Source organism: Shimia sp. R9_2 (assembly GCF_017743735.1).
Taxonomy (GTDB): domain Bacteria; phylum Pseudomonadota; class Alphaproteobacteria; order Rhodobacterales; family Rhodobacteraceae; genus Shimia.
This window is the reverse complement of sequence record NZ_JAGHRO010000001.1, coordinates 950,447-973,634: the sequence shown is the minus strand read 5'-3', so window position 1 is coordinate 973,634 and position 23,188 is coordinate 950,447. Positions and strand designations below refer to the sequence as shown.

Here is a 23,188-nt window from a genome sequence, read left to right as displayed (position 1 = left end):
CGTACGCTTTGAAGTCACCAAACTGTTTGGTGATCGCGGCGGTCAGCGTGGTTTTGCCGTGGTCAACGTGACCAATGGTGCCGATGTTGCAGTGCGGTTTACTGCGCTCAAACTTTTCCTTAGCCATCTCGGGCGCCTTCTACTTTGTGGGGGGCCGGTCTTGGCCCGTTTTCCTCTACCGCGCGCGACATATTTGGTTGCGCGCAAAAAATCAAGCGGGTTTGCCGTTTATCGACGCAGCTCTCGTTCCAGCTGCGCACGCTTACGCTCATCTTTCTCAGACGGCCAGCATTTTGCCAGCACTTCGGGGGGCACATCGTCCACAAGACAGGCCCGATTCTCATGCATCCAGCGCTCAATCTCACGCGCTGCGTTGAAGGTCAGATTTTCCAATTGCTCTTCGGCGGTCATCGTGAAACCACTGGATGTCACAACCGTGCCACTGCCAAAGCTTTCCAGCACAATGATCTCGCGCGGCTCTTCGTTGAACTTCGCGCCCGCACGGTCATCCCAGGCGGTGACGGTGAGGATCAGCGCAGATTTCGTGGACAGCAGCACCGGCACACCGCGTTGCGCCAGCATGTAACCTGACAGGTTGATGCCAAAATGCACCAGACGCTCTCCGTCATAGCGGCCCAGACGCGCATCCACCGCATTTTTCATTGAAGCAACCCACTGCTCCTTGGGCAATTCGCGCGACAGCGGGCCTTTCTGAAGATCCGGCGCCACCACAATATTGTGGCCCATTGTGAAATCTCCGAGGTCCAGCTTTTCGCTGGTCACTTCGGTGCTGCGTGCGCCACAAGATACCAGCACGGCCAATGCCGCCAAACACATCCCGATCCTGCCCATGTAAGCTGTTCCTGCTGCTCGTCGTTGTGATTGAGCGATCACATAGCCGATGCCCGGCTTTCACGCAATCTTGGCCTTTATTTGAGTTGATCCGCAGCCTAAACTTTTGCGTAGAAGGATCGACATGCCAGATGATGTACATCAGTCCCAGCTGACCGAGGCCGACCGCGCAAAGGCTCTGCCTGTTCACGCCAAACTTGCCACCGAGCCGCTTGGGCTCTGGGGCTCGCTCAAGGCGGCGCGCAGCAATCTTCTGTCGATCCTTCCCGAAATCGCCGTGCGTCAGCCCATGGTGTCTGGCCGCACCGGGCTGCGCTGGCACATGGTGATGGACCCCGGCGCCATCAGGCAGATGCTTCTGGAAAAGGTCGACGACTATCCCAAGTCCCGCGCCACCAAGAACATCCTGCGCCCCGCCATCGGTGACAGCCTGTTTATTGCGGAAGGCGCGCACTGGCGCTGGCAGCGCCGCGCTGCTGCACCCGCGTTCACCCACCGCAACATCAGCAACCTTGCCCCCGTTATGGCCGCCGCCGGAGAGCGCGCCGCCGACCGTATCGCGACTGCAGGCCCCCGCGCCGTCGACCTGCTGGATGAGATGGTCAAAACCACCTTTGATGTGATCTCAGAGGTGACCTTCTCAGGTGATGGCAGGATGGACAGCGGCGCGGTGCATGAGGCCATCGACGCCTATATCGCAGAGGCCGGCAAAATCTCCTTACTGGATATGCTGGGCGTGCCCGACTGGGTGCCGCGCCCCGGCCGCATCCGTACCGGCCAGGCCATGGTCGAGATGAAAAAGGTTGCCGACACGGCCATCGAGTCCCGGCGCGCGCGCGGGGCAAAAGACACGCCGGATCTGCTGGATCTGCTGCTGGCGGGCGAAGACCCGGAAACCAAAAAGCGCATGAACACCGCAGAGCTGCGTGACAATCTGCTGACCTTCATCGTCGCCGGGCATGAGACCACCGCGCTCACCCTTGCCTGGGCGCTCTACCTCTGCGCCTTTGACCAAGGCGTGCAAAGAAAAGCGCGCGCCGAGATCAGCGTGGTCTGCGGCAACGCTCCGATCACCGGCGATCATGTCGATCAGCTCACCTATCTGCGCCAGATTGTCGAGGAAACCCTGCGGCTCTACCCACCGGCGGGCATCATTTCCCGAACCGCGCAAAAGGCCGACTCGCTCTGCGCCCGCGACATCCATCCCGGCGATACGGTGATGATCCCGATCTACGCGCTGCAGCGCAATCACCAGCTCTGGGACAATCCGGACGCTTTTGACCCGGACCGCTTTGCCAACCGCAAAGCCATTGACCGCTACGCCTACCTGCCGTTTGGCGACGGCCCGCGCATCTGCATAGGTGCGAGCTTTGCGCTGCAGGAGGCCGTGATCATCCTCGCAGCCCTTCTGCGCCGCTTTCATTTTGAAGAGATCGCAGGCCGCCCGCCAAAGCCAGTGATGATCCTCACGTTGAGGCCCGAAGGCGGGGTTTGGCTGCAGTCCAAAGAGATCGCGCAAACCTCCTGAGCCTAACACCCGTCAAAAAGAAAACGTCGACCATTCTCATGATCGACGCTTCACATGCTTTTTGTCTCAGGCAGATCAGAAGCCGTGCTTCTCTTTCAGCGCTGCTACCGTGTCCTGATTGGCCGCGAACCACGCGTTGAACGAGTCAACAATGTCGCCGCGCGTGCTGGAGGACAGATGGTAATCCGCCTGCGAATTCGGCAGACTCTCATCAAAGACCAGCGCCCCTTCGTCCTGCCCCATTTCGCTCAGAACCCGGTTCAGAACATGCACGTTTGCATAGGCGCCATCGATACGCCCCGCGAGCGCCTGACGGACCAGGCCGCTGAAGTTCGGGTTTTCTTTCAGCGTCACCTGACCTGCTTCAATCCGGTCCAACCAGGAAAAGGCTGTGAAACCCAAAACCGTTCCGATCTGCGCGATCTCATCCACGGGTTTGCCGAGGTTCTCAGGAACCACCATCACCCCCTCCACGGTCGATTCCACGACGGTGGAATAGTGCATTTCGACACCGCTCTTCAGACCAGCGGACCAATAGGCATTGTCCGGATATTTCAAATCCACATCCCCGGACACCACCGCCTGCATCAAGCGGTTAATCGGCAGCGCTTTGAACTGCAGCTCATGCCCTTCGTCCGCAGCAAAGGCGGACAGCACATCAGCCGCAAAGCCGGTGTAGGAGTTCCCGTCCCATTTGTAGTGCGGCAGGTAGTCGATGTTCTCAACGCCCACCACAAGGGTTTCTGCAAGGCTGGCGGTGCCAGACAGGCTGGCCAGTGCGAAGGTGCCGGCTGCAAGAATGGTTTTCATGGCTGTGCTTTCTTTTTGACCGAATGAATAAGTATTCCAGCGCTGGACCTAGGTTTTTCAGACTAACAAAGTCTAAAAACCGGCCCCGCGCACAGCGCTCAGCTGAGCAAAATTCAGTTCAAAATGGAGAGGCCTTGCGGGTGCCGAAACGAACGTCGCAAGACATAGAGTAAGAGGCTCAGAGCCAAAGCGCACACCAATTGCGGCACTTTCTTTTTGACGCCATACGCGCGCCAAAATTGAGACATGATTTTCCGCAAAAGACTCGCGTAAAAGTTGATAGGGGTCGACCTTGAATTATGCACTACTAACCGTAGATGTATCCGCTAGATTGCTGGGCTTCATTGGGCTCTTCGCGATTGCCACGTTTATCTCACTCGCAGCCCCAACATTCTCCTCCCCAGAAATCATAAACGCCATTGATGCGCTTGTGGTCATTCTAATATTTTTGAAAGCCATGGAGTTCCTGCTACCGGGCAAATTTGAGAATGCAATGCAAGATGTGTTTGTTCGAGGCTCCGAACTACTAAACCACCTGGCAAACCTCATATTTATCGGCGCCCTTTTCTATCTGCTGTTTAGGCTATTTGACGCTCCCGCGTCCGACAATCAATTTGCCATGGCACTCATGCTTGTGGCCGCGTCCGCCGCAGCGGTACTTATCAACCTTTTGGTATTCATGTCAGGCTTTGCACATAAGGTTTATGCCGACTATTTTGACACTCAGGGCCTGCACACTGCGATCTACACTGAAGCCTCGGAACCCCGACAACAAGACTGGCTCGATAAGTCATGCCTTTACGTCGCCTGCTTGCCTTGGATGGGCCTGGCGACCCTTACGATCTTCTCAAAAACAATCGCCACCCCTCAGCAGCTGGCTTGGGAACAAAAACACGAAGTGCTTTTGCAAGCAGCGTTCTTGGGACCAATCGCCCTTGCCGTTGCGGCTATGATTATGCGCCCTCCTTACCAACGGCCGGACGGCTGGAAAAGCTCACGCCCGAAGGCAATGTTTGGTGGTACCGTGCTGTTGGCACTTGCATTCGCGAGCTGGCAACTAGGGGGAAAGCACACCTTGATCCCGACAGCCATAAACGTGCTGACAAATCATCCGAAGGCGGAAAAGGCCTACGTGATCTCCCATGCAAAGATCGTTCGCAAAATGGGACTTTGCCTTTCACTTACCCCTTTAGATGCAAAAAATGTAACGCTAGAGACCTGCGGTTTCTCCAAAAATGACAGCGGCAGTTTGCGGCCAGGTTCAACGGTCTTTTTCTACGGTGAGCTGAGCCCTTATGGCCACACACTGGAACGGCATAGGACAAAATTCTAAGCTCCCCCACACCATGAAACTAACCCCCAAGCACCTCGCCCAATCATAGGTCGATAAAACGCAAGGATGGACCTTTCACCCACCGCAAAATCCTCATCTCACATCGAAGAAAAACGGGGGCACAGCGGCCCCCGAAAATCATTTGAACTTGTTGTCTTTGGGGAAGCCATAGGGCGGCTTCTTGCCCACCCCGGCCCGCTTCGCCAGCCAGTCTGACAGATCAGGCTCATGGCGGGTTTTGCCGCTGTTGCCCATCGACCAGGTGAGGCCGTCTTCCCACTTGAATGTGGTGATATCCGACAGGCCGCCATCCAGCTCCAGCGTGCCCTGACGGCCGCGCGCCATATTGTACTTCTGCAGGCGCACCCCTTTGCCGCGACCCAGTTCAGGCAGCTCATCCACAGGGAACACAAGGAAGCGCGCGTTTTTGGACACCACCGCCACATGATCGCCATCCACCGGCTTACAGATCATCGCCTTCACGTCGTCCTTGACGTTCAGCACCTGCTTGCCGGTCCGGGTCTGGGCAATCACATCCTTTTCAGGCACCACAAAGCCGTCACCCGCACTTGAGGCCACCAAGAGCCTACGCTCCGGCGCATGGACAAAGATGTCCACGATCTCCGCTTCATTGGGCAGATCCACCATCAGGCGCACAGGCTCCCCCATGCCGCGCCCACCTGGCAGATTGGCCGCGCTCAGAGTGTAAAAGCGCCCGTTGCTGCCAAACATCAGCAGGCGGTCCGTGGTCTCCGCATGGAAGATAAACCGCGGCCCGTCGCCATCTTTGAATTTCAGCTCTCGGGTCAGATCAATGTGGCCGGACATCGCCCGGATCCACCCCATCTGAGAGCAGACAATAGTCACCGGCTCTCGGTCGATCATCGCCTCAATCGGCACCTCTTCCACCTCGGCCGCCTCGGCAAAAACGGTGCGGCGCGCGCCACCTTCATAGCCTTTGCCAAAGGTCTTCTTGGCCTCTTTCAGCTGATCGGAAATGCGCTCCCACTGCATGTCTTCGCTGCCCAAAAGCGCAACGATGCCGGCGCGCTCTTCCTGCAGCGCATCCCGCTCGCGGATCAGCTCCAGCTCTTCCAGACGGCGCAGGCTGCGCAGGCGCATGTTGAGGATCGCCTCTGCCTGCACCTCGGTCAGCTGGGTTGCACCACTGCCCGGCAGCGGCGACTTATAGTCCGCCTCACTGGTCGCGCGGGGATGATCCAGATCCCAGTTCTCTGCCATCAACGCCTGTTTGGGCGCATCATCATAGCGGATGATGTCAATCACACGGTCCAGATTGAGGAAGGCAATGATGAAGCCTTCCAGCACTTCCAGACGGTGGTCAATCTTCTCCATCCGGTGTTTGGAGCGACGGATCAGCACCTCACGGCGGAAATCCAGAAACGCGCGCAGAACCTCTTTCATGGAGCAGACCTGCGGGGTCACACCATCAATCAAGACGTTCATGTTCAGCGAGAAGCGGATCTCCAGATCGCTGCTGCGATAGAGCATGTTCATCAGAACATCCGGCTCCACGTTCTTGCTGCGCGGCTCCAGAATGACGCGGATATCGTCTGCCGACTCGTCGCGCACATCCGCGAGAATAGGCACCTTCTTGGTCTGGATCAGCTCGGCCAGCTTCTCGATCAGCTTGGATTTCTGCACCTGATAGGGGATCTCAGTGACCACAATCTGCCACTGACCTCGACCCAGATCTTCCTTCTCCCACTTACAGCGCAAACGGAACGAGCCGCGCCCGGTGCGATAGGCCTGCGCGATGCTTTCAGGCGGCTCAACAATCACGCCACCGGTCGGGAAATCCGGCCCCGGCACATAGTTTAGCAACGTGTCATCGCGCACATCCGGCGTCTTGATCATATGCAGACAGGCGTCACACAGCTCGCTGATGTTGTGGGGCGGAATGTTTGTCGCCATCCCCACCGCGATGCCGCTGGCACCATTGGCCAGAAGGTTCGGGAAGGTCGCCGGAAGCACAACAGGCTCGCTCAGCGTGCCGTCATAGTTCTCGCGAAAATCAACCGCGTCTTCGTTCAGCCCTTCCAAAAGCGCCTCAGCAACCGAGGTCATCCGCGCTTCCGTGTATCGGCTCGCCGCCGGGTTGTCCCCGTCGATATTGCCGAAGTTCCCCTGACCGTCGACCAGCGGGTAGCGCACGTTGAAGTCCTGCGCCAAACGCGCCATTGCGTCGTAAATCGCGGCATCACCATGCGGGTGATAGTTGCCCATCACGTCACCGGAAATCTTCGCGGATTTCCGGAAGCCGCCGGTGGCGGAAAGTTTCAGCTCACGCATCGCGTAAAGGATTCGGCGGTGTACCGGCTTCAACCCATCCCGCGCATCTGGCAGCGCGCGGTGCATAATCGTGCTCAGCGCATAGGTCAGATAGCGGTCGCCAATCGCGCGCCGCAGCGGTTCCGTTACGTTCTGAGAGGGGAGCTCGTCGTCATCGATCAGATCAGTCATGGCTGAGTGATAACTTTTGCCGCCGTCACGGTAAAGCACATGCACGGGAACAGCCGCCGATTTTTCCCCCACAAGTTAAGGATTTCCTCAGTTTATCTTTTGCATCAAGCGCTTAAGAAGCGCGTCTGTATTGATTTATTGATTCCCTGGGGAGGGTACAAAGTGAATAAGTTTGTCATTGTGAGTTTTGGCATTATGGGTTGGGCCTTCTGGGAACTCAGCGGTGGCGCGGATTTTGAGCCAAAATCGCAGCGCATCGTGGAATCGGCCCATACGGAACCGGCCATCGCCTCCACTGCCATGGAGACGTCAGCAACGGTCACCAAAAATGAGTCCATTGTGCGTGTCGTAACCTCTGTGCCCACGGTTCGGGCCACGCCAGCGGTAGTACGCACCGCCAACACAGCCTCGGTCATCCCGGCAGTTCAGCCCGGCATCACCAACAATGTGTTTGCCACCTCGCGCAATGTGAATCTGGCCTCCTACGAGACCCCGAATGCGGCCTTTGTTCCGGCCGTTGCTGAGGCCACCCCGGTGCCCGCAGCGGAGCCCGCACCCCGCGCCACCGCCGATATGCGGCAAGTGCGCGGCTCCCGCGTGAACATGCGCGGCGGACCGGGCATCGGATATGGCGTGCTGGCCGTGCTGTCGCGGGGCCAGGAAGTGCAAATTCTGCGCGAAAGCGGCTCCGGCTGGCTCAAACTGCGTGATCAGGAAAGCGGCATTGTCGGCTGGATGTCTGCAAAAATGATCACATCACCTAACAGTTAAGTAAGACGCCACGTCTGGGCTATTGCTCCGGTCTTGGTCCGGCCTAGTGTGCCGCGCAAACGCGCGCAACAGAAGGCCAGTCTCGCTATGACCCAGAAAACGCTCCTGATCACCGGCTGCTCCACAGGCATTGGCCTTGCAGCCGCTGAAACCATGAAGGCCCGCGGCTGGCGCGTGTTCGCCAGCTGCCGCCAGCAGGAAGACTGCGACCGCCTGATTGCCATGGGCTATGAAAGCCCCCGCATCGACTATCTCGATCCGGAAACCATCCGCACCGGCCTTGAAGAGGTGCTCGCTGCCACCGGCGGCACGCTGGATGCGCTCTTTAACAACGGCGCGCGCGCCCTGCCCGGCGCGATTGAAGACCTGCCAACCGACGGTCTGCGCGAGATGATGGAAAGCAACCTGATCGGCTGGCACGATCTGACCCGACAGGTGGTGCCAATCATGCGCAAACAGGGCCATGGGCGGATCGTTCAGAACTCCTCGGTTCTGGGCTATGTCTCCATGCCCTATCGCGGTGCCTATGTGGCCACCAAATTCGCTCTGGAAGGCCTAAGCGACAGCCTGCGCATCGAGCTGCGCGACACCCCGCTCCACGTGATCCTGATCGAACCCGGCCCGATCACCTCCAACATCCGCACCAATGCCGCGAAACAGTTCTTCAAATGGATCGACTGGGAAAACTCACCCCATGCGGAGGACTACCGCAAAGGGTTGGTCGAACGCCTGAGAGAAGAGGATCAGACGCCAGATAAGTTTGAGCTGCCGGCCTCCGCAGTCTGCGACAAGTTGATCCATGCTCTGGAGTCCGAAAAACCGCGCGCGCGCTACCGCATCACCTTTCCTGCACGGTTGATGCACGTCCTGCGGCGACTTTTGTCGACCCGCGCGCTCGATTGGGTGATCTCCAAAGGCTAAGCGCGCGTACAGAGTTGGTGGTTCTTTTTTTCGCCCAAAGCGTTTACACAGAGCCACCACAAACTCGAGGAGCAGTCTCATGGCCAATGATCCCCTTTTTTGGGTTGCCGCTGTCGCCTGTATTGGCGTTTTGATCATCCTGATGGTGGGTGTCGGCGGGTTTGCCAGAGGCGGCGAATTTAACAAGAAATATGCCAACAAAATCATGCGCCTGCGCTTGATCGCCCAATTTGTGGCGGTTTTGCTGATCCTGGCGTTTGTTTGGCTGCGTCAGGGGGGATGACGACATGGTGGTACTGAACAAAATCTACACGCGCACCGGCGACAAGGGCACAACCGCACTTGGCAATGGCGACCGCGTTGCCAAATACGATGGGCGCGTCGCGGCCTATGGCACGTCTGATGAGCTCAACTCGGCCGTTGGCGTGGCCCGTCTGCATGCGGTCGGTGAAATGGACACCGCGCTGATGCGCATCCAGAATGATCTCTTCGATCTTGGCGCCGATCTGTGCCGCCCGGACATGGCCAAAGACGCCGAAGCCGAATACCCGCCCCTGCGTATGGCGGCGAGCCAGGTGGCACGCCTTGAACAAGAAATCGACGCCATGAACGCCGATCTCGAACCGCTGCGCAGCTTTGTGCTTCCCGGCGGCTCCGCACTGGCGGCGCATCTGCATGTCTGCCGCACAGTGGCACGCCGCGCAGAGCGCCTTTCGGTTGAACTTGCCCAACATGAAGATGTGAACAGCGACGCAGTGACCTACCTCAATCGCTTGAGCGACTGGTTCTTCGTGGCCTCCCGTGTGGCCAACAACAACGGCAAGGATGACGTGCTCTGGGTGCCCGGCGCCAACCGCTGAGCCCCGCATCCTCCAATCCGCGCGCAGCAGCGCGAATCAAATCCGGGTTATCGGCCCATCTGTTTGCGTTAACGGCACGGTTGACGCAAACTCTCCTCGCGTAACTTTCTGCGACGCGGCAACAATCTTTCGAAGAACGTCGCGTGAAAACATCAATACGCGACGTCGTTGCGCTGCAAGGTGACGATTTTGCTCTGTTTCCTGAGCGCGCGAATATATATCAACGCCGTGAGAGCATTCGGATGAGCTGCCTAGGCGGCTTTGACAAACTTTGAGGAGTCTACGCCCATGAAGGTACTTGTACCTGTCAAGCGCGTGATTGACTACAACGTGAAAGTCCGCGTGAAAGCGGATGGGACCGGTGTCGATCTCGCCAACGTCAAAATGTCGATGAACCCATTCGATGAGATTGCAGTCGAAGAGGCCATCCGTCTTAAAGAAGCCGGTAAAGCGGACGAAATCGTCGCCGTTTCTATCGGTGTGAAGCAAGCTCAGGAAACCCTGCGCACCGCCCTCGCCATGGGTGCGGACCGCGCCATCCTGGTTGTGGCTGCTGACGATGTACATCAGGACATCGAGCCGCTGGCCGTTGCCAAGATCCTGGCAAAAGTTGTCGAAGAAGAGCAGCCGGGCCTCGTGCTCTGCGGCAAGCAAGCGATCGACAACGACATGAACGCAACCGGCCAGATGCTGTCTGCTCTGCTGGGCTGGTCCCAGGCGACCTTCGCATCTGAAGTGGATCTGGACGGCGACAAAGCGGTTGTGACCCGTGAGGTGGACGGTGGTCTGCAGACCATCAAAGTCAACACCCCGGCAATCATCTCCGTGGACCTGCGTCTGAACGAGCCGCGCTATGCGTCTCTGCCGAACATCATGAAAGCGAAGAAAAAGCCGCTGGATGAGAAAACCGCTGCCGACTACGGCGTGGATGTCTCCCCACGTCTGGAAATCGTGAAAACCTCCGAGCCGACTGAGCGCGCCGCAGGTATCATGGTTGGCTCCGTAGATGAGCTGGTTGCAAAACTCAAAGAAGCGGGGGCTGTATAATGGCTGTTCTTCTTCTCGCAGAAGTCAACAACGGTGAGCTGGCGCTGGACGCCACCGCCAAAGCTGTCTCCGCTGCAAAAGCACTGGGTGACGTGACCGTTCTGGCCGCTGGCGCATCTGCTGCCGCTGCTGGCGAAGCTGCCGCGAAAATCGACGGCGTTGCCAAGGTTCTGGTTGCTGAGGATGCATCCCTTGGCCACCGTCTGGCCGAGCCAACTGCTGCGCTGATCGTTTCCCTCGCGGGCGACTACAGCCACATCGTTGCACCAGCCACCACCGACGCCAAAAACGTGATGCCACGCGTGGCCGCGCTGCTGGACGTGATGGTGCTGTCTGACGTGACTGCAGTTGTGGATGGCGACACTTTCGAGCGTCCGATCTACGCCGGCAACGCGATCCAGACCGTGAAATCTTCCGACGCCAAGAAGGTCATCACCTTCCGCACGTCCACCTTTGACGCTGCAGGCGAAGGCGGTTCCGCATCCGTGGAAACCATCGGCGCGGCAGAAAACCCAGGCCTGTCTGAGTGGGTTGAGGACAAAGTTGCCGAGAGCGACCGTCCTGAGCTGACCTCCGCTGGCGTGGTTGTCTCCGGTGGCCGCGGTGTTGGGTCTGAAGAAGACTTCAAAATCATCGAAGCTCTGGCAGACAAGCTGGGCGCAGCTGTTGGTGCATCCCGCGCCGCGGTTGACTCCGGCTACGCACCAAACGACTGGCAGGTTGGCCAGACCGGTAAGGTTGTGGCACCTGAGCTCTACATCGCAGCAGGTATCTCCGGCGCCATTCAGCACCTTGCAGGTATGAAAGACTCCAAGATCATCGTTGCGATCAACAAAGACGAAGAAGCGCCAATCTTCCAGGTTGCAGACTACGGTCTGGTGGCTGACCTCTTCGAAGCCGTGCCTGCTCTGACCGAAAAACTCGGCTAAGCGACACCGCTTTCAGATACAGAAAGGCCCGCCTGATTGGCGGGCCTTTTTTTGTTTCGTCTGGCGCCGGTGTGGCTCACGCCAGCGGCATCAGCACCTGCAGGCTTTCAGCCAGCGCCTCTGCGGTCTCTTCATGACCCTTCACGCTCAGCATACGCTGCGCCGCACCACGCTCCATATCGCCAAAGGCCATGCCGGTGACGCCATGTGCCATGGCCTCTTCGCTCAGCACCACTTCCACAACGTCTTCCACCAGCGGGCGCAGCTCTTCAATCATCAGACGGTCCACAAACAGCGGATCCGGCCCCAGACCACTGGTGCCAAGCGCGGTGTCAGGCGCATGGTCAGCCACCCACAACAGCACCACCTTGCCGCCGATGGTGTTCAGCAACAGCTTCATCCGTGCGCTCCACGCCATGCGCAGCTCATCGCGCACCATGCAGTAGCGGTCCGGCGTGCGCGCACAAAGCGTGCCCAGCATATGGCGGGTAAAATGGAACTCGCTGAAATCAATTTCATTGAACACCATCTGCATCATATTGGAGGCGCCAATGAACCGGTCATTGCGGCGCGGATGCACCTTGTAATACCGGTTGGACATATTCTGCGCGCCCATGACCTGAACCACCGTCACCTCGGCCCGCTGCGCCATTTCCAAAACAGTTGGCTCTGCCAGAAATGCATCAATCCCGGCGTTCACATAGCCAAGGTTCACACAGTCCAGCGGCAGCCTGTCGTCCAGCATCTCCACAAACGGATGCGCAACAAATTTCCCATAGGTCTCTGTCCCACCCAGAAACGCAACATAAGGCGCGTCCAGATCTTTCTTCGGTCCACGGAAGGCCAGCCGGGACTCCCCGTAACGACACGGCTCATAATTGAGCTCACCGCCCTTCATCTTCTCGTAAGACATATTCTCACCACTAATTTTCTCACCCGTTTGGGAGAATCGCGCAAAGCTCTTGCGAAAAAGCTAATGCGCGCCTTTGACATAAGTTTTAGCGACTCCCCCCTCTTGCAGCTGTCGCCCACGCAGGCATAAGGTCCTCGCAAAGGTCTCAGAGGATAAGTGACATGGACATCAAAACGATTGGCGTCGTTGGCGCGGGCCAAATGGGCAACGGCATCGCGCATGTAATGGCGCTTTCTGGCTATGATGTGCTGCTCAACGATATCAACCAGGACGCGCTGGATGCCGCCGTGGCGCGCATCGACAAAAACCTTGAGCGCCAGGTCAGCCGTGAGAAGATTTCCGCCGATGCAAAGGCCGAGGCTATGGCCCGCATCAAAACCACGCTGCAGCTGCCGGATCTGGGCGGCACCGATCTGGTGATCGAGGCGGCGACCGAGCGGGAAGAGATCAAACATCAGATTTTTGACACGCTGAAACCGCATCTCGGTCCAGACACGATCCTGACCTCAAACACATCCTCGATCTCGATCACCCGTCTGGCCAGCCGCACCGACCGCCCAGAGCGCTTCATGGGCTTCCACTTCATGAACCCGGTGCCGATGATGCAGCTGGTTGAGCTGATCCGCGGCATTGCCACCGATGAGCCCACCTATAAGGCCTGCCTGAACATCGTGGAGCGTCTGGGCAAAACCGCTGCCAGCGCCGAAGACTTCCCGGCCTTCATCGTGAACCGCATCCTGATCCCGATGATCAACGAGGCCTGCTACACGCTTTATGAAGGTGTGGGCAACGTCGCCTCCATCGACAACGCCATGAAGCTGGGTGCAAACCACCCGATGGGCCCGCTAGAGCTTGCGGATTTCATCGGTCTGGACACCTGTCTTGCGATCATGAACGTGCTGCATGACGGCCTTGCGGATACCAAATACCGCCCCTGCCCGCTGCTGACCAAATACGTTGAAGCCGGCTGGCTTGGTCGTAAGACCAAACGCGGCTTTTATGACTATCGCGGCGAGACACCGATCCCGACCCGTTAAGAACTTCTGAGGGACGCGCGGCCCCGCGCCGCGCCGCTCACGTGCTTTGCCCTCCGGCAAGCAACAATGCCCTCCGGCTCTTTTACCCTAAGAAGATATGAAGCGTCAGCCCCGCCTGTGGCGGGCCTCTGTCAGCTGTCTTTACCCAGATCCAGCGTGTGCTGACGCAGCCACGCCATAAAGCCACGGGGGTCCGTGTGCAGGCGTTCCATCTGCGCATCCGTCAGCGGCTTGCCCACCACTGGTTTCTGCGGCTTGTGGCAGGAACGCACAATCTCATGCAGCAACAGGCCCTGACGCAGGATCGGAGAGATCTTATTGGCAATTTGATACGCGCGGCTGTTCTGTCCGGGATAGTAGATCGGCACCACCCGCGCACCGGAGCGGCGGATCAGCTGGGCTGTGAACACATTCCATTCCCGCTCAATCGCGGGGCCAAACCAGCTGTCAGAGCTCATCACAACACCGGATGGGAACAGCGCAACCACGCCGCCTTCCTTCAGATGCGCCATGGCTTTGCCACGCATCTCAACCATCTTGCGTTGCGCGTCCGGATCATGCGGGAAAGGCACCGGGATCATAAAGCTTGAGGCCGCCTCATCCAGACCGGTCAGCACAGACCGGGTGAGGATGCGGTAATCCTGTCGCACCCGCCCTATCAGATCGGCAAAGATCATCCCGTCAACCATGCCATGAGGGTGGTTCGCCACCACCACAACAGGGCCCTCGGCGGGAATGTTCTCAAGCTGCTCCTGGGGCGTCTTGAGCTCAATGCCCATGACATTGAGCGCCCCGCGCCAGAACTTCTGGCCCCGGTACTGTTCGTTGTCGCGCTCAAACTTGTTGACCATGCGCAGAACGGTCAGTTTGCCGGTAAACCACTCGATCACCCGAATGGCCAAAGCGGTCCAGCGGTCATCAAAGGAGTTGGCATACGTCAGGGTACGGCGGTCATAAATCTGACCGTCAGTTTCGCTTGCAGGTTTGCCCGCCTGCGCCTCTGGCACCGTGTCTACCAAGTCCGTCTTCCTGCGCCACCGCGCGCCTGTTCTAAAAGCCTTCGCCGAATTTGTCTGCGACAAGCGCCTCAATGGCGTCGGCCAAGGCCAGAGCATCTGGCCCGCTGGTTTCTACGTCAATGCTGGTGCCTTTGGAGGCAGCCAGCATCAGCAAACCCATAATACTGTCGCCTCCGGCACTCAAGCCATCCTTTGCGACTTCGGCACTGGCGTCAAATCCTTCGACCACTTCCACAAGCTTGGCAGACGCCCGCGCATGCAGGCCTTTTTCGTTCACGATCTGCATCGTGCGTTGGACAATCTGGCTCATGTCACTACCCTGCTTGAATATTTTGGCTGTCAATATACTTGCGACCGGCCTCTAGCGCAGCGCGAACTGCATCGGCCACATCCAAATGGCGACTTTTGGCCAATTTGATCAACATTGGCAAATTTGCACCATAGAGAATCCGGCGGTTGGCCGGGGCGCAGGCCCGCAGACTCAGGTTGGACGGGGAGCCGCCAAACATATCGGTGACGATGACCACACCATCGCCGCGATCCACGGAATCCGCAGCTTCACAAATCTCAGATTGCTTTTGCGGCCGGTCGTGATCGGCCTCAATGGTGATCGCCTGCACGCCACCCTGCGTGCCGACCACATGTTCCATGGCGGCCAGATACTCTTTGGCCAACCCGCCATGCGCGACGATCACTATTCCGATCAAACTGTGTGTTCCCCATCTTCCTGGCTGACCGGTATCCGCGCTGGCAGCGACGCAAACCGGTTAAGCTCGCGATGTCTTATAGACACCTGCCAGCCCCTGTTTGCAAGGGATTCGGCCATGGTTTCGGTGACAAAGACCGAGCGGTGTTTGCCGCCCGTACAACCAAAGGCAATCATCAGATGGCTGCGGCCTTCGCGAATATAGCCCGGCAGCAGCCCTTCCACCATCTGCTCCATGCGCTCCATAAACGGCGCAAATCCCGGGTCTTCAGACACATAGGCGCCAACGGCGGCATCCCCGCCATCCAGCGCCCGCAAATCTTCCTGCCAATGCGGATTGTGCAAAAACCGGCAGTCGACCACGATATCCGCGCCCTGCGGCAGACCACGCTTGTAGCTGAAGGATTGAATGGTCAGGCCAATCGCCTGTTCGTTAAGCTGAGAGAACCGCGCCTGCACCGCCTGACGCAGCTCATGCGGGCTCAGTTCTGAGGTGTCGATCAGCACATCCGCATAGGTGCGCACCCCGCTCAGCAGCGAAAGCTCGCGCTCAATGCCTTCGGTGGGGTCCTCCTGACGCGCCATCGGGTGGCTGCGCCGGGTCTCATTGTAGCGCCGCCGCAGCACCTCCGCCCGGCAATCCAGATACAGGAGATCCGCCGCCGCATTTGGAATGCCCCGCGCAATCTCCATTGCCGCCAGCAAAGCGTCCGGCGAGAAATCCCGGTTGCGCACATCCAGCCCCAGCGCCATGGGCTGCCGCAATGGTTGCCCGGACAGCAACCGCTCCAGAAGGCCAAGCGGCAGGTTGTCTATGGTTTCATAGCCCACGTCCTCCAGCGCCTTGATCGCGGTCGAGCGCCCCGCACCGGACGGGCCGGTGAGCAAAACAAGTGGAAAGGGCTTATCGGAGGCGGGCATGATCTGTCCTTATGCATTTCGGCCGTGACGCAGCATCTGCAAAAGCGCTGCCGCAAAATATGGGGCGTCCACTGACCAGAGCAAGGGCACATCCTGCTCAAGAATGCGTGCGTGCCTTGGATGGGGCAGCCGGTCGGTTTCGGTCTGATCCAGATCAACCACCAGCTGCAGCAGCGCGGTCTCGGCAATCTCCGCACGCAGAATGCCCACCCCGCGCGCCTCGATCAGCCCGCTCGTCGTCTCAGGCGCAGACACCCAGAGCGCCGCCCCGTCGCGGCGCACCATGGTCTGATCATCCGCCACCAGCTTTGCGCCATACGCCATCATCTGCAACGCCAGCGAGGATTTCCCGCGCCCGGAGGCCCCACGGATCAGCACCGCACGCCCGCCATCTGCCACGCAGGAGCCATGCAGCAGGGTCTCTGCCACATGCAGGTCTTCTGAGGAATTAGACGCGCTCACTGGTTTGCCCGGCGCCTGCTCCATGGCTCAGACCGGCAGGCCCACGACAAAACGCGCACCCAGCGGTTCAGAGGTCACATCCGCATCTGTCGGGCGAATGTTCTCAGCCCAGATCACGCCACCATGGGCCTCGACAATCTGTTTGGAGATCGCGAGGCCAAGACCTGAGTTGTTGCCAAACTGCGATTCTGGGCGGTGCGAATAGAAACGGTTGAAGATCTTGTTGAGCGACTGCTCCGGAATGCCCGGCCCGGTGTCTTCCACCACGACCAGCACTCGGTTTTCCCGCCGCCGCGCCCAGACGCGGATCGCATCGCCCTCTTCACAGAAGCTGATCGCATTGGTGATCAGATTGACAAACACCTGTGCCAACCGTGCCTCAAGCCCATTGATCTCAATCGGTCCTTCAGGAAGATCCGCGATAAAATCGATGTTCTTGGATTTGGCATCTTCGCTCAGATATTGCGCCAGATTGCCAATCATCATCAGCAGGTCGAAGTTCTCTTCTTCTTCCTTGACCAGCTCACTATCCAGCCGCGAGGCATTGGAAATATCGCTCACCAGACGGTCAAGGCGACGCACGTCGTGCTCAATAACGCTCAGCAGCTTCTCGCGGTGTTCGTCTTTCTTCACAACCCGCAGAGAGCCCACAGCAGAGCGCAATGACGCCAGCGGGTTCTTGATCTCATGCGCCACGTCGGCGGCAAACTGTTCATTGCTGTCGATACGCTCATAAAGCGCTGACACCATGCCGCGCAGCGCACCGGACAGGCGGCCAATCTCATCAGGCCGCGCGGTCAGGTCAGGAATTCGCACCCGGCCGGGATTGACCTTGCGGTTGTCGCTGTCCCCGCCAAGCTCTGCGGCTGCGGCCAGATCAGAGAGCGGATTGGAAATGGTTGAGGCCAGCACCATGGACAGACCAACAGAGACCACCGTGGCAATCAGGAACATCTGCAAAACGCGCTCGCGTTCCGAGCTGACCATATGATCCAGCTCACCGGAGGCACTGGTCAGCACCACCGCGCCAATCACCCGAGCGCCCTGTTTGATCGGCACCGCCACGGCAAAGATGCGCTCGCCTGTGGCATTGGACAGCGTATCAAGACTCTCACTGCCCGCCACCGCATCCTGTGCAAGACGGTTCAGCTCTTCGTTTAGCGCGGGGCCTGTGCGCGGCTCAGAGCCATCCCGCCCGGAAATCGCTGCCCATGCACGGCTGAGGGCCGAAGTCAGAGGTGTGCCCTCAGGGCGCTCTGACAGCACTTCTGCCAATGCCGTGGAAGTAATGCCCTCTTTGGAGCCCACAACACTTGGGGCGGAGTCAAACACGGTGACCGTGGTGCCCATCTGCAGCGGCAGCTTCGCAAGCGTGCCCGCCACATCAACCCCGTCATTGGTCACAAGGTTCACCGGCGCCCCCGCCGGAAGCTGCGCCTCAAAGGCACCTGCGATCAGGCGCGCCTCTGTGGCCAACCCACCGGCGCGCTGCACGGCAAAGCTGTCGCGCGCACTGTTGAGGTACAAAATCCCCGCGACCAGAACGCAAAGGGCGATCAAGTTGAAGGTGATGATCTTTCGCGTGAGGGGCGATTTGCTCAGAGGCAAAAGACGGCGGCGTTCGCGCCGACCTCGCATTTCCCTCTCAGCACGGGCTTCAGGCGCGACCCAATCGTCACCCAAAACAACGTCCCCGTCCCGCCCTTGCGCCATATCTCGCACGTCGGTCCTTTCGGCCTGGTGTCGTTACTCTTCGTTGTACCTATAGCCAATGCCATACAGCGTCTCAATCGCGGAAAAGTCCGGATCGGCTGTGCGCATTTTCTTGCGCAGGCGCTTGATGTGGCTGTCGATGGTACGGTCGTCAACATAGACCTGATCGTCATAGGCCACATCCATCAGCTGGTCGCGGCTCTTCACAAAACCCGGGCGTTGCGCCAGCGCCTGAAGCAGCAGGAATTCCGTGACCGTCAGCGTCACGTCCTTGCCCTTCCAGCTCACCGAGTGGCGCAGCGGGTCCATGGTCAGCTCACCGCGTTCCATGATCTTGGTGTCTTCGGTATCGCCGACAATATCGCCATCCACGGCTTCTTGACGGCGCAGCAAGGCACGAATACGCTCCACCAGCAGGCGCTGGCTGAACGGTTTCTTGACGTAGTCATCCGCGCCCATGCGCAGCCCCAGCACTTCGTCGATCTCGTCATCCTTGGAGGTCAGAAAAATCACCGGCATCGTGGTTTTCTGGCGCAGTCGTTGCAGCAGATCCATACCATCCATGCGCGGCATCTTGATGTCGAGCACCGCCATGTCGGGGAGTTTCTTGTTGAATGCGTCCAGCGCCTGCTGACCGTCATTGTAGGTCTCGACTTCAAACCCCTCAGCCTCAAGGGTGATTGAAACCGACGTCAAAATGTTTCTGTCGTCGTCCACAAGGGCAATTCTTGACATCGGACGGATCCTCTCACTGCTCTTATTTTATGCCTAATTTTGCGGTATTATGCGCATCTCAGGCTGAGGCAATCAACGCAAAAGTGCGATTCGGGTCTCAAACCGGACTCATTAGGCCGCAAAATCGCTAACCAATGACTAAATTGTCTCACTTTCGGGGACAAACATTGCGCGAATTTTCCGATCGGAACACTTGGTTGCGCTAACCTGCACTTGGTTGCGCTAACTATACCAAACCCGCCTGTTCTTATTGTGAAACGTCATGTTAAGACCGGCGGGTAACGCATCGGAAATGATGGTCGCGCAAGATTATTGCTTTCCGAAGTTTGTCAACGACCGCCGCCAAACAGACGCGGCTACAGGAGTGTAAGAAATGACATTTGGACGGGTAAACCCGCAATTCCGCCTGCAAGATCAAGGGATCGAAGGTCTGGGCAATGTCTATTACAACTTTATGGAGCCAGCACTGATTGAGCACGCTCTGAAGCGCAACGAAGGCACGCTGGGCAACGGCGGCACCTTCCTGGTGAGCACCGGTGAATTCACCGGCCGTTCGCCCAAAGACAAGTTCACCGTGCGCACGCCGATGACCGAAGACACCATCTGGTGGGAAAACAACCACGAGATGGCCAGCGACGCCTTTGACCGCCTGCATGCCGACATGCTGGAGCACATGAAGGGCCGCGACTACTTCGTTCAGGATCTCACAGCCGGTGCCGATCCGACCCACGCCATCAACGTGCGCGTCGTGAACGAGCTGGCTTGGCACAACCTCTTCATCCGTCACCTGCTGCGCCGCCCCGACCGCGATGCGCTGGATCAGTTCGTGGCCGACTACACCATCATCAACTGCCCAAGCTTCAAGGCCGACCCGGCCAAGCACGGCTGCCGCTCTGAGACCGTGATCGCGGTCAACATCGAGAAAAAGATGATCCTGATCGGCAACACCGAATACGCCGGTGAGAACAAGAAATCCGTCTTTGGCCTGCTGAACTACCTGCTGCCGGAAAAAGGCATCATGCCGATGCACTGCTCCGCCAACCACGCCAAAGACAACCCTGTCGATGCGGCGATCTTCTTCGGCCTGTCCGGCACCGGCAAGACCACGCTCTCTGCCGATCCGAACCGCACCCTGATTGGCGATGACGAGCACGGCTGGTCTGACCGAGGCACCTTCAACTTTGAGGGCGGCTGCTACGCCAAAACCATCGGCCTGAACCCGGAAGCCGAGCCTGAGATCTACGCAACCACCAAGATGTTTGGCACCGTGATCGAGAACATGGTCTATGACGAAGAGACCAAAGTGCTCGACTTCGAGGACAAGAGCCTCACAGAAAACATGCGCTGCGCCTACCCGCTGGAGTCGATCCCGAACGCATCCGACAACGGCCTTGGCGGTCACCCCAAAAACGTGATCATGCTGACCTGTGACGCCTTCGGCATCCTGCCTCCGATTGCACGTCTGACCCCGGCGCAGGCAGAATACCACTTCCTGTCCGGCTTCACCGCCAAAATGGCCGGCACCGAGCGTGGCCTGACCGAGCCAACCCCGGCCTTCTCCACCTGCTACGGCGCCCCGTTCATGCCACGCCGTCCGGAAGCTTACGGTGCCCTGCTGCGCCAGAAGATCGCGGAATTTGGCACCACCTGCTGGCTGGTGAACACCGGCTGGACCGGCGGCGCTTACGGCACCGGCTCCCGCATGCCGATCAAAGCCACCCGCGCGCTTCTGACCGCCGCGCTGGACGGCTCCCTGAACCACGTGGAATTCCGCAAAGACGCCAACTTCGGCTTCGAAGTGCCTGTCTCTGTCCCCGGTGTGGATGACAGCCTGCTCGACCCACGCGGCACCTGGGCGGACAAAGACGCCTATGATGCACAAGCCGCCAAACTGGTGGGCATGTTTGCCGACAACTTCGAGCAATACCTGCCTTACATCGACGCAGACGTGAAAGCCGCCGCCATCGGCTAAGCGCTTCTCTCGTTTTATTGAAAAGCCCCGTGCCACCCGCGCGGGGCTTTTTTGCATGCGGCGTATGATTTGCTTGCTATGCTTCCCCTGAAAGGACGCCTCACATGATCGCCTATATCACCGTCGGCGCAGACGACATCCCCGCCGCAGAGCGGTTCTACTCGGCCTTCCTGCCCGCGCTCGGCTATCGGCTTGAGCACTATCACGGCGATCTCAGCTACATCCCGCCGGGTACTCCGCCAACCTCTCCGGATTTCTACGTGAAAGCCCCGTTTGACGGGACTGCGGCCTCTGCAGGCAACGGCACCATGGTGGCCTTTCAGACAGAGAGCCAACAGCAGCTGCGCGATCTGCACGCCGCTGCGCTCACCGCAGGCGGCACAAACGAAGGCGCGCCGGGCTTTCGCGAAGCCTATAGCGCCGATTTCTACGTCGCCTATCTGCGCGATCCCCAAGGCAACAAACTCGCTCTCTTCACCACCTCCCCGTAGGGTGCGCAGTCCCTGCGCACCGCCGCCCTCCCCCAAAGGCACGCCAAAATGCACATCCGCCCAGAAACCGCCGCCGACATCGACGCCATCCATAGCCTTACCGAAGCCGCCTTTGGCCAACCGGAGGAGGCCCGCCTTGTCGACATGCTGCGCGCAGAGGGCGATGCAGCGCTCTCTCTTGTCGCGAAAGAAGACGGCCAGATCATCGGCCACGTCCTGTTCTCCCCAATGGCCGCCCCGGTGCGCACGCTAGGCCTTGGCCCGCTATCGGTTGCGCCAGACCATCGACAAAAGGGCATCGGCGCAGCCCTCGTCCGCCACGGTCTTGCGCAGGCGCAACGTGAGGGCTGGCAAGCCAGCTTCGTACTTGGCAACCCCGCCTACTACAGCCGCTTTGGGTATTCTGTTGAGTTGGCCAAAGGCTTCACCAACCAATTCGCAGGCCCTTATTTCATGGCGCTGGAGCTTGCAGCAGGCGCGCTCAAAACCCCATTTGCGGTCTCATACGCGCCAGCCTTCGCAAAGCTCTAGGCCGAGCGCACCCCCTTATGCCAGGCTGCGCGCAGCGAGGGCACGCCCTCAGTCAGCCGGAACCGGATCATATCCGCCTGCAAACCAACCTCCAGACGCCCACGGTCCGTCAGGTTAGTGTATTGCGCCGGTGCCGCAGTGACCGTGTGCAGCCCCTTGGCCATGTTGCCCCAAGTCTGGCCAAGCATCACCGCACCAAACAGCAGCGAAGAAGGCACATAGTCTGACGAAATAATATCCAGCAGATCAAGCTCCGCCAGCTCCATCGCCGCCACATTGCCCGAATGGCTGCCCCCACGCACAAGGTTCGGCCCGCCCATGATATTGGCAATGTCATGGGCGTGATTGGCGCGTGCTGCCTCCACCGTTGTTGGGAACTCCGCCAGATGGATGCCATAACCCGCCGAGGTCGCCACTTGAGCAGCGGTGGTGTCATCATGGCTCGCCAGCACAGCCCCAAAGCGCTTGGCCTCCGCAACTGTAGCTTCTTCATGAGCCTTGCCCAACCGGTCATGCAGCCCATGCAGAAAGGCGACGTAGTCCTCAAACCCTTCCGCATCCATGGCGTATTTGCCGCGGATATAGGCTTCAAACTTGCTCAGATCGGTGAACTGTCGCTGTCCCGGCGTGTGATCCATCAGGCTGACAATGCCCACGCGATCCTCAGGCCCGAACTCCGCCAGCTCCTCAATCAGCGTCTCCGAGCAGGTCTCCGCCCGCAGGTGCAGATGGTGGCTGATCCGCAATCCTCCGCTGTCGCGCATCGACAGGATCTCATCGGCCACAGCCCGGGCATATTTGCCGTATTTTTTGCTTGGATCAGACAGGATCGAGCCGATGCGCAGCGCATCAAACACCGTGGTGATGCCCACACTCGCCAGCTCCGCATCATGGGCCACAATCGCCGCCTGATGCGGCCAATCCACCTTGGGGCGCGGGCGCATGTGCCGCTCCAGATTATCGGTGTGCAGCTCAATGAGGCCCGGCGCAACATAATCGCCTTCGCAATCCACCGCGCCCGCAGGCACCGCCGCGCCCTGATCCATCTCGGCAATCATCCCGTCGCGCACCACAACCGAGCCGGTCACGGTCTCGTTGGGCAAAACAAGGGTGGCATTTGCAAGGATCATCTCTTGTGTCATGTGGGTGTCAC

Annotated in this window: 25 protein-coding genes; 12 read left to right on the top strand and 13 right to left on the bottom strand. The window is 59.0% G+C overall.

Features of this window, described 5'->3' with window-relative positions; translation table 11 throughout:
- Together J7400_RS04575 and J7400_RS04570 are read right to left on the bottom strand one after the other, a co-directional pair.
- On the bottom strand, nt 1-127 hold a 127-nt coding region (locus J7400_RS04575; RefSeq protein ID WP_229802302.1), incomplete at its 3' end, for a GTP-binding protein.
- A gap of 101 nt (nt 128-228) precedes the next feature.
- Nucleotides 229-852, bottom strand: a complete 624-nt coding sequence (locus J7400_RS04570) for a hypothetical protein (RefSeq protein WP_209060155.1) — start codon at nt 850-852, stop codon at nt 229-231.
- A gap of 124 nt (nt 853-976) precedes the next feature.
- On the opposite strand from J7400_RS04570, the gene J7400_RS04565 reads away from it, so the two are divergent.
- A complete protein-coding gene (locus J7400_RS04565) occupies nt 977-2,380 on the top strand; it encodes a cytochrome P450 (protein ID WP_209060153.1) in 1,404 nt (467 codons plus the stop codon).
- A 75-nt stretch (nt 2,381-2,455) separates the two neighbouring features.
- On the opposite strand, the gene J7400_RS04560 is transcribed toward J7400_RS04565, so the two are convergent.
- Nucleotides 2,456-3,190 carry a transporter substrate-binding domain-containing protein gene (locus J7400_RS04560; protein ID WP_209060151.1) on the bottom strand — a complete coding sequence of 245 codons (735 nt, stop codon included), beginning with the start codon at nt 3,188-3,190 and terminating at the stop codon, nt 2,456-2,458.
- A gap of 292 nt (nt 3,191-3,482) precedes the next feature.
- On the opposite strand from J7400_RS04560, the gene J7400_RS04555 reads away from it, so the two are divergent.
- Nucleotides 3,483-4,523 (top strand): hypothetical protein, encoded by a 1,041-nt coding sequence (locus tag J7400_RS04555; RefSeq protein ID WP_209060149.1) that lies wholly within the window; start codon nt 3,483-3,485, stop codon nt 4,521-4,523.
- A gap of 138 nt (nt 4,524-4,661) precedes the next feature.
- Here J7400_RS04555 and J7400_RS04550 read toward each other — a convergent pair whose 3' ends face one another.
- Nucleotides 4,662-7,007 carry a DNA topoisomerase IV subunit A gene (locus J7400_RS04550; RefSeq protein ID WP_209060147.1) on the bottom strand — a complete coding sequence of 782 codons (2,346 nt, stop codon included), beginning with the start codon at nt 7,005-7,007 and terminating at the stop codon, nt 4,662-4,664.
- Between the two features lie 162 nt (nt 7,008-7,169).
- Here J7400_RS04550 and J7400_RS21390 point away from each other — a divergent pair, with 162 nt between their 5' ends.
- From J7400_RS21390 to J7400_RS04520, 6 genes are all read left to right on the top strand, one after another.
- Nucleotides 7,170-7,778, top strand: coding sequence for an SH3 domain-containing protein (locus J7400_RS21390; RefSeq protein WP_209060145.1), 609 nt, complete (start codon nt 7,170-7,172; stop codon nt 7,776-7,778).
- Between the two features lie 87 nt (nt 7,779-7,865).
- On the top strand, nt 7,866-8,699 hold the full coding sequence (locus J7400_RS04540) for an SDR family NAD(P)-dependent oxidoreductase (RefSeq protein WP_209060143.1): 834 nt from the start codon (nt 7,866-7,868) through the stop codon (nt 8,697-8,699).
- Between the two features lie 79 nt (nt 8,700-8,778).
- The gene (locus J7400_RS04535) at nt 8,779-8,982 is read left to right on the top strand and encodes a twin transmembrane helix small protein (protein ID WP_209060141.1); all 204 of its coding nucleotides are present in this window, start codon (nt 8,779-8,781) and stop codon (nt 8,980-8,982) included.
- A 4-nt stretch (nt 8,983-8,986) separates the two neighbouring features.
- The gene (locus J7400_RS04530; protein ID WP_209060139.1) at nt 8,987-9,559 is read left to right on the top strand and encodes a cob(I)yrinic acid a,c-diamide adenosyltransferase; all 573 of its coding nucleotides are present in this window, start codon (nt 8,987-8,989) and stop codon (nt 9,557-9,559) included.
- Between the two features lie 288 nt (nt 9,560-9,847).
- Nucleotides 9,848-10,606: an electron transfer flavoprotein subunit beta/FixA family protein gene (locus tag J7400_RS04525; RefSeq protein WP_209060137.1), complete on the top strand. Its 759-nt coding sequence runs from the start codon at nt 9,848-9,850 to the stop codon at nt 10,604-10,606.
- Entirely contained in the window at nt 10,606-11,535 is a 930-nt protein-coding gene (locus J7400_RS04520) for an FAD-binding protein (protein WP_209060135.1), read from the top strand. The genes J7400_RS04525 and J7400_RS04520 overlap by 1 nt, the downstream gene beginning before the upstream one ends.
- 76 nt (nt 11,536-11,611) lie before the next feature.
- On the opposite strand, the gene J7400_RS04515 is transcribed toward J7400_RS04520, so the two are convergent.
- Nucleotides 11,612-12,448: a DUF6473 family protein gene (locus J7400_RS04515; RefSeq protein ID WP_209060132.1), complete on the bottom strand. Its 837-nt coding sequence runs from the start codon at nt 12,446-12,448 to the stop codon at nt 11,612-11,614.
- Nucleotides 12,449-12,609: 161 nt separating this feature from the next.
- Here J7400_RS04515 and J7400_RS04510 point away from each other — a divergent pair, with 161 nt between their 5' ends.
- The gene (locus tag J7400_RS04510; protein WP_209060130.1) at nt 12,610-13,485 is read left to right on the top strand and encodes a 3-hydroxybutyryl-CoA dehydrogenase; all 876 of its coding nucleotides are present in this window, start codon (nt 12,610-12,612) and stop codon (nt 13,483-13,485) included.
- A gap of 131 nt (nt 13,486-13,616) precedes the next feature.
- Here the strand turns inward: J7400_RS04510 and J7400_RS04505 are convergent, their stop codons facing one another.
- From J7400_RS04505 to J7400_RS04475, 7 genes are read right to left on the bottom strand one after another with little or no spacing between them, the layout of a single operon-like run.
- Entirely contained in the window at nt 13,617-14,504 is an 888-nt protein-coding gene (locus tag J7400_RS04505) for a lysophospholipid acyltransferase family protein (RefSeq protein WP_247738587.1), read from the bottom strand.
- A gap of 31 nt (nt 14,505-14,535) precedes the next feature.
- Complete coding sequence (locus J7400_RS04500) at nt 14,536-14,805, bottom strand: HPr family phosphocarrier protein (RefSeq protein ID WP_209060263.1); 270 nt, start codon at nt 14,803-14,805, stop codon at nt 14,536-14,538.
- A gap of 13 nt (nt 14,806-14,818) precedes the next feature.
- Nucleotides 14,819-15,211, bottom strand: a complete 393-nt coding sequence (locus tag J7400_RS04495) for a PTS fructose transporter subunit IIA (protein WP_209060126.1) — start codon at nt 15,209-15,211, stop codon at nt 14,819-14,821.
- On the bottom strand, nt 15,208-16,131 hold the full coding sequence (rapZ, locus tag J7400_RS04490) for an RNase adapter RapZ (RefSeq protein ID WP_209060124.1): 924 nt from the start codon (nt 16,129-16,131) through the stop codon (nt 15,208-15,210). The genes J7400_RS04495 and rapZ overlap by 4 nt, the downstream gene beginning before the upstream one ends.
- 9 nt (nt 16,132-16,140) lie before the next feature.
- Nucleotides 16,141-16,617 carry an HPr kinase/phosphatase C-terminal domain-containing protein gene (locus tag J7400_RS04485; protein ID WP_209060122.1) on the bottom strand — a complete coding sequence of 159 codons (477 nt, stop codon included), beginning with the start codon at nt 16,615-16,617 and terminating at the stop codon, nt 16,141-16,143.
- Nucleotides 16,618-16,620: 3 nt separating this feature from the next.
- A complete protein-coding gene (locus J7400_RS04480) occupies nt 16,621-18,306 on the bottom strand; it encodes a sensor histidine kinase (protein ID WP_209060262.1) in 1,686 nt (561 codons plus the stop codon).
- A 33-nt stretch (nt 18,307-18,339) separates the two neighbouring features.
- A complete protein-coding gene (locus J7400_RS04475; protein WP_209060121.1) occupies nt 18,340-19,041 on the bottom strand; it encodes a response regulator transcription factor in 702 nt (233 codons plus the stop codon).
- 373 nt (nt 19,042-19,414) lie between these two features.
- Here J7400_RS04475 and J7400_RS04470 point away from each other — a divergent pair, with 373 nt between their 5' ends.
- From J7400_RS04470 to J7400_RS04460, 3 genes are all read left to right on the top strand, one after another.
- A complete protein-coding gene (locus J7400_RS04470; protein ID WP_209060118.1) occupies nt 19,415-21,013 on the top strand; it encodes a phosphoenolpyruvate carboxykinase in 1,599 nt (532 codons plus the stop codon).
- A 104-nt stretch (nt 21,014-21,117) separates the two neighbouring features.
- Nucleotides 21,118-21,504 (top strand): VOC family protein, encoded by a 387-nt coding sequence (locus J7400_RS04465; RefSeq protein WP_209060116.1) that lies wholly within the window; start codon nt 21,118-21,120, stop codon nt 21,502-21,504.
- A gap of 48 nt (nt 21,505-21,552) precedes the next feature.
- On the top strand, nt 21,553-22,035 hold the full coding sequence (locus tag J7400_RS04460; protein WP_209060112.1) for an N-acetyltransferase: 483 nt from the start codon (nt 21,553-21,555) through the stop codon (nt 22,033-22,035).
- Here the strand turns inward: J7400_RS04460 and J7400_RS04455 are convergent.
- Nucleotides 22,032-23,177 (bottom strand): alpha-D-ribose 1-methylphosphonate 5-triphosphate diphosphatase, encoded by a 1,146-nt coding sequence (locus J7400_RS04455; protein WP_209060111.1) that lies wholly within the window; start codon nt 23,175-23,177, stop codon nt 22,032-22,034. The two genes, J7400_RS04460 and J7400_RS04455, sit on opposite strands and share 4 nt — an antisense overlap.
- Nucleotides 23,178-23,188 lie beyond the last annotated feature (11 nt).

Bases quoted from the DNA above. Each gene is read 5' to 3' on its own strand.
- J7400_RS04485 (WP_209060122.1), bottom strand. From the start codon at position 16,617: ATGGAGCAGGCGCCGGGCAAACCAGTGAGCGCGTCTAATTCCTCAGAA.
- J7400_RS04560 (WP_209060151.1), bottom strand. From the start codon at position 3,190: ATGAAAACCATTCTTGCAGCCGGCACCTTCGCACTGGCCAGCCTGTCT.
- J7400_RS04515 (WP_209060132.1), bottom strand. From the start codon at position 12,448: ATGTCTTACGAGAAGATGAAGGGCGGTGAGCTCAATTATGAGCCGTGT.
- J7400_RS04510 (WP_209060130.1), top strand. From the start codon at position 12,610: ATGGACATCAAAACGATTGGCGTCGTTGGCGCGGGCCAAATGGGCAAC.
- J7400_RS04565 (WP_209060153.1), top strand. From the start codon at position 977: ATGCCAGATGATGTACATCAGTCCCAGCTGACCGAGGCCGACCGCGCA.
- J7400_RS04570 (WP_209060155.1), bottom strand. From the start codon at position 852: ATGGGCAGGATCGGGATGTGTTTGGCGGCATTGGCCGTGCTGGTATCT.
- J7400_RS04525 (WP_209060137.1), top strand. From the start codon at position 9,848: ATGAAGGTACTTGTACCTGTCAAGCGCGTGATTGACTACAACGTGAAA.
- J7400_RS04530 (WP_209060139.1), top strand. From the start codon at position 8,987: ATGGTGGTACTGAACAAAATCTACACGCGCACCGGCGACAAGGGCACA.
- J7400_RS04480 (WP_209060262.1), bottom strand. From the start codon at position 18,306: ATGGCGCAAGGGCGGGACGGGGACGTTGTTTTGGGTGACGATTGGGTC.
- J7400_RS04460 (WP_209060112.1), top strand. From the start codon at position 21,553: ATGCACATCCGCCCAGAAACCGCCGCCGACATCGACGCCATCCATAGC.
- J7400_RS04535 (WP_209060141.1), top strand. From the start codon at position 8,779: ATGGCCAATGATCCCCTTTTTTGGGTTGCCGCTGTCGCCTGTATTGGC.
- J7400_RS04455 (WP_209060111.1), bottom strand. From the start codon at position 23,177: ATGACACAAGAGATGATCCTTGCAAATGCCACCCTTGTTTTGCCCAAC.
- J7400_RS04475 (WP_209060121.1), bottom strand. From the start codon at position 19,041: ATGTCAAGAATTGCCCTTGTGGACGACGACAGAAACATTTTGACGTCG.
- J7400_RS04470 (WP_209060118.1), top strand. From the start codon at position 19,415: ATGACATTTGGACGGGTAAACCCGCAATTCCGCCTGCAAGATCAAGGG.
- J7400_RS04550 (WP_209060147.1), bottom strand. From the start codon at position 7,007: ATGACTGATCTGATCGATGACGACGAGCTCCCCTCTCAGAACGTAACG.
- J7400_RS04540 (WP_209060143.1), top strand. From the start codon at position 7,866: ATGACCCAGAAAACGCTCCTGATCACCGGCTGCTCCACAGGCATTGGC.
- J7400_RS04520 (WP_209060135.1), top strand. From the start codon at position 10,606: ATGGCTGTTCTTCTTCTCGCAGAAGTCAACAACGGTGAGCTGGCGCTG.
- J7400_RS04465 (WP_209060116.1), top strand. From the start codon at position 21,118: ATGATCGCCTATATCACCGTCGGCGCAGACGACATCCCCGCCGCAGAG.
- rapZ (WP_209060124.1), bottom strand. From the start codon at position 16,131: ATGCCCGCCTCCGATAAGCCCTTTCCACTTGTTTTGCTCACCGGCCCG.